Source organism: Prevotella heparinolytica, from assembly GCF_002998535.1.
GTDB lineage: Bacteria > Bacteroidota > Bacteroidia > Bacteroidales > Bacteroidaceae > Bacteroides > Bacteroides heparinolyticus.
Window position 1 is genome coordinate 333,179 of record NZ_CP027234.1, and the last position, 13,412, is coordinate 346,590.

The window sequence follows — 13,412 nt, forward strand, 5'->3', positions numbered from 1 at the left end:
TGGAAACAGTTTATTGAGGCCTATTTACAATAAGGATTATTCCGTTGTGAATACATTAGGTGCCTCGGCCTTTATTCGGGGGCAATCCTCTGCCACGGCAGAGGATTTTTGTTTTGTGGAATATATGAATTATCACTAGTGGGCACTTTAAATTAAACATCGTTCTTTGAAATCTTTGATAATCGCATAGTTATGTATCTTTTTGTAGCGTGACGATTTGAATTGAAAAGTTGTTTTAGCTTTGTCCAAAAGCTCAAAACAATGAATCAAGGCAAATATATCTTCGCTCAACTTACAGATTTTCTTCCCCGTCGTGTCTTTGACCGTTTGGTAGAGAAGTATTCCGGGAATAAGAAAATCAGAACATTCACCTGTTGGAATCAGATGCTGTGCATGATCTTCGGACAACTGACCGCCCGAGACAGTATGCGTGACCTTATGCTCAGCCTTGAGGCACACAAGAACAAGTATTATCACTTGGGATTCGGTCCAACAGTTAGCCGTACCAATCTGGGGAAAGCAAACCGGAATAGAGATTATCGTATCTACGAAGAATTTGCTTATACCCTGATTGCGGAAGCCCGTAATAGCTACAACAAAAATGACTTCGAGGTGAAAGTTGACGGTAATGTTTATGCCTTTGATTCCTCCACCATAGACCTTTGTCTGAATGTTTTTTGGTGGGCGGAATTTAAGAAACACAAAGGAGGCATCAAACTTCATACCTTGTATGATGTAAAGACTTCCATACCGACAATCGTACTGGTAACCAATGCTAAAGTACATGACGTAAACATGCTGGATGAGTTGAGTTATGAAAAGGGAAGTTTCTATATCATGGATAAAGGATATGTTGACTTCACCCGTTTGCATAAGCTTCACACCAGTGGTGCTTACTTCGTTACACGTGCAAAAGATAATATGAGATTCCGTAGAATGTATTCCCGTGAAGTCGATAAAACAACCGGAATAAAATGTGATCAGATTGGAATGCTTGAAACGTATAAATCGCTCAAAGCATATCCGGACAAACTCCGGCGGGTTAAATACTACGATGAAGAACTGGACAGAGAATTTGTGTTCATCACCAACAACATGGAACTATCAGCAGAGGAAATTGCTTTGCTATACAAGAACCGTTGGCAGGTGGAACTATTTTTCAAATGGATAAAGCAACACCTGAAAGTAAAATCTTTTTGGGGCACCACGATGAATGCAGTCAAGATACAAGTGTACTGTGCCATCATAACATACTGTCTGGTTGCCATTGTCGCTTACAGATTGAAAGTTAACCGTCCAATCTACGAAATTCTACAAATTTTGAGCTTTTCTCTACTGGATAAAACGTCTGTAAGAGAGATACTTACCGATTGCGATTACAAAAATGTCAAAGAACTAAATTATAAACAATTGAAAATCAGATGGGATTAAGTGCCCAGCAGTGATGAATTATGAAAAAGAATATCAATACTAACGTTACGCAATGGTTTGTTTTCTTCAAAGACCAATTGCTACTGCATAAAGGGTATACGAACAATGGAGAGGCTATGTACAGTATACCTGTTGGAGAAGAATCGCCATTGGGACTTGATAATGGGGCCAACGTCCATGAGGTGGTTTCTTTCGCCGGTGAGCAGGCGAGGGCATTTGCGGTAAATGAGCCTATAGCGGAAACGGAAGAATGGGTGATGATGGGGTTGAGGGCATCGTATGATTATATCACTACGGATGCATATCGTTCTGCCGGGAAAGCTTATCAGATTCTTTATTGGGATGAACACAGCCGCTTCTGTCCGGTGTGCGGTACGGGTATGGAGCAACAAACTCCTATCATGAAGAAATGCCCTAGCTGTGGGAACGAAATGTTTCCGCCTGTTTCTACGGCTATCATTGTATTGATAAGAAAAGAAAAAGAGATATTGCTGGTGCGCGCTCATAACTTTCGGGGAACGTTCTATGGGTTAGTGGCCGGATTTCTTGAAGCTGGAGAGACATTAGAGGAATGCGTGGAGCGTGAGGTATTGGAAGAAACCGGTCTGAAAGTGAAGAATATCCGATATTTTGGCAGTCAACCTTGGCCTTATCCCAGTGGCTTGATGGTGGGCTTCATAGCCGACTATGAAAGCGGAAATATAAAGATACAGAAAGATGAACTTAGTGCAGCTGCATTTTTTTCCAAAGACTCTCTACCTGAGATACCACGTAAGCTGAGCATTGCCCGGAAGTTGATAGATTGGTGGCTAAGCGAAAATGAAGATTAAAGTCCTTTTATCTAATCCAATGTTGATAAGGAAGAGAGGATTGCTTTTATTCGGGATAGATAACAGTATAAACAGTATAAACAGTATTATTGAGGTGATTTTGGAAAAGATGAAACGGGCAAGTGAATAATAACTATTCTATCTCTTTGATTCGTTCAATCTGACGATTCAGAAAGTAGTCGGCATAGAGGCTGCAATCTTCTTTTTCGTAGAAAGCTATCAGTCCTTTTCTGTAACTCAGAATATCAGAATCCTTTGTGGAATATACGGGAATGAGGCCTGCATTCATCAGAGCAATACTTTCTATCATCCTTGCAGTCCGTTTATTCCCGTCAATGAACGGTTGTAAACGAGCAAGATTACAATGCAAATATACCGCCTTTTCTAAAGGATTAGTATATTCATCTTGTTGAAAAAGAATCTCGTTCAGCTTGCTTTCTATTTCTTGTGAGTTCTTGGGAGGAACGTAGTTCGTTCCGCTAATACGCACTGCTCGTACCCGTAATGCCCCCGATTCTTCATTAGATACTAATCCCGTAGAAATAGACTGATGTACTCTGAAAAGAGTGCGCTCGTCTATAATTTCTTGATTCTTTTCTTTGTGGATATATTCTAGTTCGGAAATGAAAGTGTTATAGAGGTTTTTAAGCATTTTGGCATCTTCGTATCTCTTTTCAGAAGTAATGCCGTCTTTCAGTAATGCTTCAGTTTCAACGTAAGTGTAAGTATTGCCTTCTATCTTCCCCGAATAGTAGCACCAAACGACAGCCAAATCCTTTATTTCATTGGAATAAAGTTCAGACAACTTGGAAAGGGGATTCTCTAAAATAAAAGAAGCCTTCTTTTGCTGTTCTTCGTTGAATATCGGTTTCATACCTTAGCATATTTGATGAGGTCATTTTCTATGCCAGTAAAAGTAATTATAAGGATTCTACTTTTACTATGCATCCCTCACCCCTTAAATCACTGGAGAATCGTTGGTTTTAAACCTCTTTTTAATCCTTAAACCAAAAATCCTTGTAACTAATTCTGATATTCAGTTAGTTACAAGGATTAAAAGAGGTTCCTGGCGGATTCGAACCGCCGTACACGGTTTTGCAGACCGCTGACTAAGCCACTCATCCAAGGAACCAAAACAAACTCAAGAATGCTTTATTTCTCGATTGCGGATGCAAAGGTAGTACATTTTCCGTAACTTCCAACTATCCGCAGCAACTTTTCTTCTTTTTTTTCCTTTCTACTTCGCATTCGCCCCGCTTTTCATCCAGTAACCGCTTTAAGTCACAACCTGTGGCACAACCGGCACACGGATTCTCATTCTTCTTCGAACGACGAAAAAAAGAGTAAAAACTCATACCGATGCGTATGCAACAAAGCAATAACAAAAAGGCTACTGCCCACTCCTGCCAATTACTCATACAAACAATCCTCCTATCTGATAAATTGCAAATGACATCAACCATGCCAATGCCGTGGTATATGATGCCGCAAACAACGCCCATTTCCAACTGCCCGATTCTCCTTTAATGGCAGCCAGAGTGGCAATGCAGGGGAAATATATCAATACAAACACCATGTAGGCAAAAGCTACCAGAGGAGTAATCGGAATACGTTCGCCCAAGCTCACCGCATCTGCTTCAGAATCGTCGGCATAGAGTACTCCCAGCGTGCTCACCACCAACTCTTTTGCTCCTACCCCCGAAAGGATGCCGATGCCCAGTTTCCAATCGAAGCCTAATGGCTTGATAACCGGTTCCATGGCTTTGCCGATACGGCCGATATAGGAGTTTTCCTGCTGTTCGGCCATCGTGTCGTAGGCTTCGTGATCGGGATAGTAGCCCAAAGCCCATATCACGATGGAGGCTACCATGATGATTCCTCCCATCTTGCGCAAGTATTGTGCGCCCTTTTCCCATGTATGGCGTAGAATGGATTTGGAAGTAGGCATACGGTAAGGAGGGAGTTCCATGACGAACGGGGTATCATCGCCTTTGACCAGAAAACGACAGAAGAGCCGCGCCATGACTACTGCCAACAAGATGCCGATGGCATAAATCGACAATAACACCAGACTGGCACTGTCGGGAAAGAAAGTTCCGACAAGCAAAAGGTAGATAGGCAGACGGGCGCTGCACGACATCAACGGATTGATGAGCATGGTGACCAGGCGGCTTTTCCGATTCTCGATGGTGCGCGAAGCCATTATGGCAGGAACATTGCATCCAAACCCCATAATCAAAGGAATGAAGGATTTTCCATGCAAGCCCATCTTATGCATAATCTTATCCATGATAAAGGCGGCACGTGCCATATAGCCCGAATCTTCCATCAAAGAAATAAAGAAGTAGAGGATGAGGATATTGGGCAAAAAGACGATGACACCTCCCACACCACCGATAATGCCGTCTATCAATAAATCCTTTAACGGGCCTTCGGACATGTTCTCGTGTATCAAATCTCCCAATGCCTCGACGAGCCACTCGATGCCTTGCATCGGATAGTCGCCCAACACGAAAGTGCCTTCGAACATCAGATACAGAAACAGGAAGAAGATGGGGTATCCCCAAATGCGGTGTGTGACGATGGAATCTACGATGTGGGTGACACGCGATGTATCCTGATGGTTGTCCACGTAGGTTTCGCGCAAGGCACCGGCAATGAAACCGTACTTGGCGTCCGTAATGGCTTGTTCGCTTTCTTCGTTTATCGCATTGCGAAGGCGTTGCTCCTCCCGGTCGCGAACCTCAAGAATGTCTTTTGCGTTGGAGAAAGTCTGTACTTCTTTTTCCAAATCCTTGTCGTTCTCCAGCAACTTGATGGCCAAGAAGCGGGTGGAATATTTATGGCGGATATTTTCGTTCAGGCCGATTACACGTTTCACCCCTTCTATGCTTCGTTCCAGCTCAGGTCCATGATTGATGTGGATGTGCCTGCAAAAGCCGCGTGTATGTTCCACTTCTTCTTTGTGGCTGCCGAAATCGTGGTCGGGCACGTATTCCTGGTGCCAATTGCGAAGGTCGTCTAAGATTTCGCTGTTCATCTTGCCTGTGCGATCCAGAAAATCGGCTCCTTCGTAGATATTTATAATTACATGAAACAGTTGGTCGATGCCTTTTCCGCTACGGCTGACCGTAGGTATCATCGGTACGCCGAAAAGCCTGCCGAGCGTGACGTAATCCAGCGTATTTCCACTGGCTTCCAGTTCATCGTACATATTTAGCGCGATGACCATGCGTACATTCATATCAATCAACTGCGTGGTGAGATAGAGGTTACGCTCCAGATTGGAAGCATCCACTACGTTGATAATGATATCGGGCGTTTCATTGATGATATGGCGGCGGACATAGATTTCTTCGGGAGAATAGGCCGAGAGGGAGTACGTGCCGGGAAGGTCGACGATACGGAAGTGATAACCTTGAAAATCGAAATATCCTTCTTTGGCATCTACGGTGACTCCACTGTAATTGCCCACATGCTCGTGTGCTCCGGAAGCAATGTTGAAAAGGGAGGTCTTGCCGCAATTGGGGTTTCCCACCAAAGCAACGTTGATGGTGCGGCGCTTTCCGAGCGCAAGCCGTTTGAGGTCGGCTTCGCCCAAGCGCACTTCTTCGCTCAATCCTTTGTGGTAATCCGGCTCCACGGCCTGTGCTTTGGCTTCCTGCTCACTGATGATTTCTATCATTGCGGCTTCTTGGCGCCGCAAGGAAATCTCATAGCCCATCACCTTGTATTTAATGGGGTCTTTCAACGGAGCGTTCAGCAGCACTTCCACTGTTTTTCCTTTTATGAACCCCATCTCTACAATCCGTTTGCGGAAACCGCCGTGCCCCAGCACTTTCACGATTACCCCTTTCTCACCGGTTTTCAACTCGGACAAACGCATACTCTCTTCCCTCTTTCTGTTTAATGATGCAAAGATAGTGTTTATGCACACATACCGCAAGCAATTTAGAATGTATTTAAATAATAAACAACCGGGAATACGGTTAGGTTCTCGGTTTTGTTTTCTTTAGGGTCTGTTTAAATTTTCTTCAAGATAATGCCGGGTAGAATACAAGCAGGCTTTTACCGGAGGGAATACGTTTTTTTATTCTTTACAAAAAATGGGTCGTTTGTAAAGATTTTCGGATGCGTTCTAAAATCCTTGTCCATTTTTACTAAAAACTCACCGGATTTTTAGTAAATCTTCGGGGAATTTTTAGTAAAAATCCGGTGAGTTTTTAGTAAATTTCTACCGACCTGATTTGCATAACGTTAGAAGCGTTTTTTTTGTTTATGATTTCTTTCTTGCCAAAAGTAAAAAAACACACCACATTAAGAAAACGTCATGTCATGCGCTGTCCCCCTAAGAGCATTCAGCTAAACCCTTGAGTCATTTCCGCAGATAAACGATGGTGGGCAAGTGGTCGCTGTAACCGTTGAGCCAAGTCCTTCCGCCATGTGTACGCAGCAAAGCGCCTTTGTATTTCCCTTCCTGCCGAATCATGTAATCGCGGATAAACACTTCGTTATGGTCGTATTTCAACCCTTTCCGGGCTTTCAACAGAGGTTTGGAAATGAGAATCTGGTCGAACAGATTCCATTTGCCTCGATAAAGCAACGTTCCCACCCCCTTGTCTTCCAATGTCTCCCACGATGGGTTATAAAGCCCGCCTTTCTTCACCTGTTTGGGATATTTGCGTGTGCCGAGTTCCCGCAGGCTTTCGTCCATAGGGTCATCGTTCAAGTCGCCCATTATGATGAGCTTAAGTCTTTTGTCTTCACGCATCAGCGAGTCTTTCAGGGCTTTCACCTGCCGCGCCGCATGCGCACGCACCGGCGAATCTGCTCCGCGAGACGGCCAATGATTGACGATGACGCAAACCCGTTCGCCGGCCAGCTGTCCGTCCACTATCAGAAAACCGCGTGTCAAATGCGTCGTATCTCCCTTGAAAGGAGTGGAAAGAACCAATTCGGAAGCGGTGACGCTGAATTGCTTCGGGTCGTACAGCAAAGCACAGTCTACTCCGCGTTGGTCGGGTCCTTCATAATGTACGTATCGATAGCCGGATATAGCCGGTTGTTTAACCAAATCGTCCAGTACCCTGCTGTTTTCCACTTCCGCCACACCGATGAAAGCCGGGCCTTCGGGCACTACATCCCGCGAAAGTTCGCCCAGCACTTTGGAGAGATTCCGCAGCTTCGATGCATATTTCTCGGCAGTCCATTTATAACTGCCGTCAGGCAAAAACTCATAATCGTCTTTTCCCGCATCGTGAATCGTATCAAACAAATTTTCCAGATTATAAAACGCCACACTATATACCTTTTGCTCTGTATTCTGCGCTCCCGATGTTGCAGCATAAAGCCAAACAAAGAGTAAAACAAGTAATTTCTTCATATAATTATTAAAATTGTTTTCTGCAAAAGTCAGAAATAAAATGCGATAAACCTACTTTCCCCGCCACTTTTTTCTGTTTCAAGGCCAACGCATCGGCTCAAACCGGGCGAGTTACCTCTCTCGCAACAAAATAAATCGCATTTTATTTTGCAGTGTCTCGGACTTGCACTATCTTTGCGCTCTGAAAAAGAAGACCATTACACTATTCATTACCAAAATAGTAACAGAATAATAATTATAAAACAAATATCAAAATGAAAAAAGGTATTCATCCTGAAAATTACCGTCCGGTAGTATTTAAAGATATGTCAAACGGCGACATGTTCTTATCTCGCTCTACTTGCAACACAAAAGAGACAATCGAATTCGAAGGTGAAACTTATCCGTTGGTAAAGCTCGAAATCTCCAGCACTTCTCACCCGTTCTACACCGGTAAGTCCAAGCTGGTCGACACAGCCGGTCGTGTTGATAAGTTTATGAGCCGTTATGGTAACCGCAAGAAATAATCAGTTTTACTTAAAGCTGAAAAAAGGGAATCTTTTTCGTTAAAGGATTCCCTTTTTTGTTATACAGGAATATTTGGCTATGAGTAACGTTCTTCATTTTCTCGTTGAATCCTGCCAGAGGTCCGGCAAATGGTACAAAAGCCTCTACCGGAACAAGCCTTGGTATAAGAGAGTATTGGCGTCCACCGTCTCTTTCGTTGTTCTTTTCCTCATCTACCTTATCATGGTAGACATCAATTTCCTTTGGCTGTTCGGCAAATCTCCCGGTCTGTCCAGTATTCATAACCCCGAACAGCCCATTGCGTCGGAACTTTATAGTGCAGACGGAAAGCTGATAGGCAAATATTTCCGCGAAAACCGCAGTCCGGTAAGTTACGAAGAAATTTCCCCCATACTCATAAAAACACTCATCAGCACCGAAGACGAGCGGTTCTACCAGCATTTCGGCATCGACTTTCAAGGGGTGTTTGCCGCCGTCAAAGACATGGCCAAAGGCGATGCGCGAGGAGCCAGTACCATCACCCAGCAATTAGTGAAGAATATGTTCAAGGTACGCTCCCAATATTCCACAGGATTGCTGGGAAAAATTCCCGGCCTGAAATTGCTCATCATGAAATCCAAAGAGTGGATTACGGCAGTCAAAATTGAAATGTTCTACTCCAAACAGGAAATCCTGACAATGTATCTCAACACGGTAGATTTCGGCAGCAATGCCTACGGCATAAAAACAGCCTGCAAAACCTACTTCCACACCACTCCCCGTGAAATAACCTGCGAACAAGCGGCTACCTTAGTGGGGTTGCTGAAAGCCACCACAACCTATAATCCCCGCCTGAACCCGGAAAACAGCATGAAGCGCCGCAATGTGGTGCTGGAAAACCTGTGCAGAAACCACGGCATCACACGGGCCGAATGCGACTCTCTGAAGAAGCTGCCCATCAATCTGAATTATAATATCGAGACCAACCATGACGGGAAAGCCCTTTATTTCCGCGAAGCCATCGCCGATTATCTGGCTCCTTGGTGCAAAGAAAACCAAATAGACCTCTACACCGACGGTTTGAAAATATATACTACCCTCGACAGCCGCATGCAACGATACGCCGAAGTTGCTGCAAACCGCCAGATGCGCATAGTGCAACGCAACTTCAACAACCATTGGGGCAATCAGGCTCCGTGGCGCGACCGCAATCATCAGGAAATACCCCATTTTATAGAAGACTTGTCCAAACGTACCCCAGCCTACAAGATACTGGCCGGTAAATATCCCGACCGTCCGGACTCCGTAGACTACTACCTCAACCTTCCTCATCGGCTGAGAGTGTTCGATTACGACACCGGCACTCGCGACACCACCATCAGCACCATGGACTCCATCCGATACATGGAACGCTTCATGCATTGCAGCTTTGTTGCCATGGAACCGCAAACCGGACACGTAAAGGCATGGGTAGGCGACATCGACTTCGGCTCATGGAAATACGACAAAGTGCTCTCCAAACGTCAACCCGGTTCCACCTTCAAATTGTTTGTTTATACCGCCGGATTCAACGAGGGCATGTCTCCCTGCGACTACCGCATCGACAAGCAAGACGTATGGAACGTCATCGAAAACGGCAAACCTACCCAATGGATTCCGCGCAACGCCAATGGCGAATACACCGGAGACACGCTTTCTCTGAAAGCAGCCTTTGCCCGCTCGATAAATACCATTGCCGTACAAGTAGGACAAGAAGTGGGTGTACACAAAGTAGCTGAGACGGCATACGCCATGGGCATCAAAACACCGCTGGAAGAAACGCCCGCCCTCAGCTTGGGGGCTTCGGATGTTTCTCTGTTGGAGTTGGTCAATGCTTATAGCACCGTCATCAATGAAGGAAAAATGCACGATGCAGTACTCATTACCCACATCGAAGATGCCAACGGAAAAGTAATCTACAAAGACGAGACCTCACAGAAACAAGTGCTCCCCTACGAAACCGCTTTCCTGATGACCGAAATGCTGAAAGCCGGAATGACCGAGCCGATGGGCACTTCGCAAGCCCTATGGGGATACGACCTGCACCGCTACAACACTGAGCTCGGCGGAAAAACCGGCACTTCATCCAATCATTCGGATGCATGGTTCGTAGGCGTCACACCCAAGCTGATAGGAGGTGCTTGGGTGGGCGGAGAACACCGCAGCATCCACTTCCGCACCGGAGAACTTGGACAAGGCAGCCGTACGGCTTTGCCCATATTTGCCTACTTCATGGAGCAAGTGCTGAAAGACAACAGTCTGAAAGGGTATCAGGCCCGATTCCCGCAAGCCAAAGAAAAAATTAAGAAGGAATATGGCTGCCGTTCCGTAATCCTGCGCCGCGACACCGACTCCATCGCAACAGACAGCATAGTTTCGCAGACAGTTCTTGAACTCGAATAGGGAATCACCTATCGGGAAATAGGGAAAAAAACAGGAAATAGGAGAAACCTTTTTCTATTTTTGTAAGACCAAACGAAAAACATAAACAACCATGAAACGATTTACCATTCTATTCTTCATGGCATGTCTCTTTGCGGCCACGGGGGTTGCGAAACCGAAAGTTAAAGATATCAGTGGAAGTATTGCCATCAATGGCGAACTGAAAAAAAACTATCGAAACACTCCGGCCGGTACTCCCGTCATCATTCGCCGTATAATCCAGAATCCCAAAACGTTCTCTCTTCTTTACGCCATAGAAATCAATGGAATACAGGAAACTATACCTGAGGAGGAAATGTACATAATCACTCTTTCCACTCCACAGACCGACCGGGAATTCTGGCAACAAGCATACTTTAAAAACCAGCTTTACAAGCATTTCAGCGAACGAGGTTACAGACATGAGTTGCGCCGGGAAATAGACGAGGAATGCAGCGAATATCTGGACAGGCTACATGAAATAGCCTATCAGGACGATTACATCACCTCCTATGTGCAAGGCGTATTTGCCAAACTTGCTCCTGCCGGCATCGACCCGAATCGCAACGAACAATTGAATGTACGTGTCATCCAATCTACCGAACCGGATGCCTACATGCTGCCTAACGGCTCCATGCTCATCAGTACAGGGCTTCTCTGTACGCTTGATTCGGAGGATGAGTTGGCTGCCATGATAGCTACCGAAATAGCCCACTTTGTACTTGACCATCAGGTAGAAAACATATATCGTGCCGAACGTCGTTTAAAAAACGCCGTTTTTTGGGGAAACGTATTTTCCGCAACTGCGGAAGCCGCTTTCGATATAGCTTATTGGAATAATGACAGCAATGCACTTACCGTAAGTACCATAGCTTCGTTGGGTGAAGTGGCATCGCTCTTAAGCATTCCTGCCATTAACCGACTGGGAATGAGATACAAGACTAATCAGGAGATAGCATCCGACCGCATTGCTCGCGATTTGCTCAGCCTCAAAGGATACAACCCCAACGGATTATCTTCGGCCTTAGGAAAAATCATCGACTATTACAACATTCGGCATCGCACCGAAAAAATCACCCGCTACGAAAGTACCCAATTGCTGCTAAAACGCATTGAGAAAGCTGGTAAAGCCGAAAGTCAGACCAGCTATCCTTATCTGAAGAAAACCAGTGACATAGTGACTTTCAATGCAGCCATGAATATGGCCAACCAACGTTACATGGATGCGGTCCGGCTCATTCAAAAAAACATAGACAACAATTTTGCCTCTACCCACGACTACGTTATTCTTGTCAAAGCGAAAATGGCTCTCTACAACACAGAAGATATCAACAACGAATGCCTCTCCTTGCTCGACAAAGCTCAGAAACTGGCAGGAAACAGTCCCAATCTGGATATTTACAAACAAAGAATACTGCTGTTAATGCGCATGAATAAACAATCTAAAGCCGCCAATTCTTTAAAAGAGTATCTCAGTTTGCTTGCAAAATATCAAGCCCAAGGCATAAAAGGGGAGGAAGAAGAATGGACTGCCAAAGAGATGAACTGGGCAGGAGAATTATTGGATAAGATAAGTAGAATTTAGAGGTTAGCGATTAGTGGTTAGCGATCAGCGGTAAATAGAGAACAAGTCAATCCTACGCCGCATGGTCACTAACCACTAACAGGTAACAGTTAACCACTAATAGTTGCCCGCTGTCCGCTATTTACGGAACGGTGGTTTCACTACTTGTGCTTTCAGCTTACGCCCACGCACGTCAATATAAATCTCCGTATTTACTTTACTGTATTCAGGTTTTACATAGCCCATACCTATACCTATCTTACGGACAGGAGACATAGTGCCTGAGGTCACTACACCGATTGCAACACCATCCGCGCTGAACAATTCGCAACCATGACGAGGAATACCGCGATCAATCAACTCGAATCCTACTAATTTACGGACAGTACCTTCAGCTTTCTGCTTCTCAAGCATCGGACGATTGATGAAATTTTTTCCATCCACAAATTTTGTAATCCAGCCCAAACCGGCTTCAATAGGCGAAGTCGTATCATCCAAATCGTTTCCATACAGACAGAATCCCATTTCCAGACGCAATGTGTCACGTGCTCCCAAACCAATGGGTTTGATGCCAAACTCTGCGCCGGCCTCGAATAGTGCATCCCAAATCTTCATGGCAGCATCAGGATAGAAGTAGAGTTCAAAACCTCCGGCACCCGTATAGCCTGTATTGGAAATAATGACATCCTTTTCTCCGGCAAATTCACCATGCGTAAAAGTATAATAAGGAAGTTCGGAAAGGTTGATAGACGTCAGTTTCTGCAAAGCCAAAATAGCTTTCGGACCTTGTACGGCAAGTTGTGCCATACGGTCTGAAGCATTTTCCAATTCGGCTCCTTCCGTATTATGCGAAACACACCAGTTCCAATCTTTCTCTATATTGGAAGCATTTACAACCAATAAATATTTTTCCGGCTCGTATTGATAAACCAAAAGGTCGTCTACAATGCCTCCTTTATCATTGGGGAAACAAGTATATTGCACTTTACCCGGAGTAAGAGCTGCCACATTGTTTGAAGTAACTTTCTGCAAGAAAGTCAGTGCATGAGGGCCTTTTACCCAGAATTCTCCCATGTGGGAAACATCGAATACTCCCACTCCCTGACAAACGGTGAGGTGTTCATCAATAATCCCGGAATATTCGATAGGCATATTGTATCCCGCAAACTCGTGCATCTTAGCACCCAGCGAGATGTGTTTCTCTGTAAACGGAGTAGTTTTCATGATAACAAAGATTAAGTTATGGTATATTGTTTAT

At 44.8% G+C, this 13,412-nt stretch carries 10 protein-coding genes and 1 tRNA gene; 5 read left to right on the plus strand and 6 right to left on the minus strand.

The window, feature by feature from the left end; translation table 11 throughout:
• Window positions 1-261 precede the first annotated feature (261 nt).
• Together C3V43_RS01310 and nudC are read left to right on the plus strand one after the other, a co-directional pair.
• The gene (locus C3V43_RS01310) at window positions 262-1,431 is read left to right on the plus strand and encodes an IS4 family transposase (RefSeq protein ID WP_106068085.1); all 1,170 of its coding nucleotides are present in this window, start codon (window positions 262-264) and stop codon (window positions 1,429-1,431) included.
• Window positions 1,432-1,451: 20 nt separating this feature from the next.
• Window positions 1,452-2,261 (plus strand): NAD(+) diphosphatase, encoded by an 810-nt coding sequence (gene nudC / locus C3V43_RS01315; RefSeq protein WP_106068274.1) that lies wholly within the window; start codon window positions 1,452-1,454, stop codon window positions 2,259-2,261.
• A gap of 133 nt (window positions 2,262-2,394) precedes the next feature.
• Here the strand turns inward: nudC and C3V43_RS01320 are convergent, their stop codons facing one another.
• From C3V43_RS01320 to C3V43_RS01340, 5 genes are all read right to left on the minus strand, one after another.
• Window positions 2,395-3,135, minus strand: a complete 741-nt coding sequence (locus tag C3V43_RS01320; protein ID WP_106068275.1) for a Fic family protein — start codon at window positions 3,133-3,135, stop codon at window positions 2,395-2,397.
• A gap of 186 nt (window positions 3,136-3,321) precedes the next feature.
• Window positions 3,322-3,393: transfer RNA gene (locus tag C3V43_RS01325), tRNA-Cys, on the minus strand.
• A 70-nt stretch (window positions 3,394-3,463) separates the two neighbouring features.
• Window positions 3,464-3,679 (minus strand): hypothetical protein, encoded by a 216-nt coding sequence (locus C3V43_RS14885; protein WP_106068276.1) that lies wholly within the window; start codon window positions 3,677-3,679, stop codon window positions 3,464-3,466.
• The gene (feoB, locus tag C3V43_RS01335; RefSeq protein ID WP_106068277.1) at window positions 3,676-6,147 is read right to left on the minus strand and encodes a ferrous iron transport protein B; all 2,472 of its coding nucleotides are present in this window, start codon (window positions 6,145-6,147) and stop codon (window positions 3,676-3,678) included. The genes C3V43_RS14885 and feoB overlap by 4 nt, the downstream gene beginning before the upstream one ends.
• 489 nt (window positions 6,148-6,636) lie before the next feature.
• Window positions 6,637-7,644: an endonuclease/exonuclease/phosphatase family protein gene (locus C3V43_RS01340; RefSeq protein ID WP_106068278.1), complete on the minus strand. Its 1,008-nt coding sequence runs from the start codon at window positions 7,642-7,644 to the stop codon at window positions 6,637-6,639.
• Window positions 7,645-7,898: 254 nt separating this feature from the next.
• Here C3V43_RS01340 and C3V43_RS01345 point away from each other — a divergent pair, with 254 nt between their 5' ends.
• The 3 genes from C3V43_RS01345 (at window position 7,899) to C3V43_RS01355 (ending at window position 12,175) form a co-directional block, all read left to right on the plus strand.
• Window positions 7,899-8,150 (plus strand): type B 50S ribosomal protein L31, encoded by a 252-nt coding sequence (locus tag C3V43_RS01345; RefSeq protein WP_106068279.1) that lies wholly within the window; start codon window positions 7,899-7,901, stop codon window positions 8,148-8,150.
• Between the two features lie 79 nt (window positions 8,151-8,229).
• A complete protein-coding gene (locus tag C3V43_RS01350; RefSeq protein WP_106068280.1) occupies window positions 8,230-10,572 on the plus strand; it encodes a transglycosylase domain-containing protein in 2,343 nt (780 codons plus the stop codon).
• 91 nt (window positions 10,573-10,663) lie between these two features.
• Window positions 10,664-12,175 carry a M48 family metallopeptidase gene (locus C3V43_RS01355; protein WP_106068281.1) on the plus strand — a complete coding sequence of 504 codons (1,512 nt, stop codon included), beginning with the start codon at window positions 10,664-10,666 and terminating at the stop codon, window positions 12,173-12,175.
• Between the two features lie 117 nt (window positions 12,176-12,292).
• Here the strand turns inward: C3V43_RS01355 and gcvT are convergent, their stop codons facing one another.
• Window positions 12,293-13,378 carry a glycine cleavage system aminomethyltransferase GcvT gene (gcvT, locus tag C3V43_RS01360; protein ID WP_106068282.1) on the minus strand — a complete coding sequence of 362 codons (1,086 nt, stop codon included), beginning with the start codon at window positions 13,376-13,378 and terminating at the stop codon, window positions 12,293-12,295.
• Window positions 13,379-13,412: the final 34 nt, after the last annotated feature.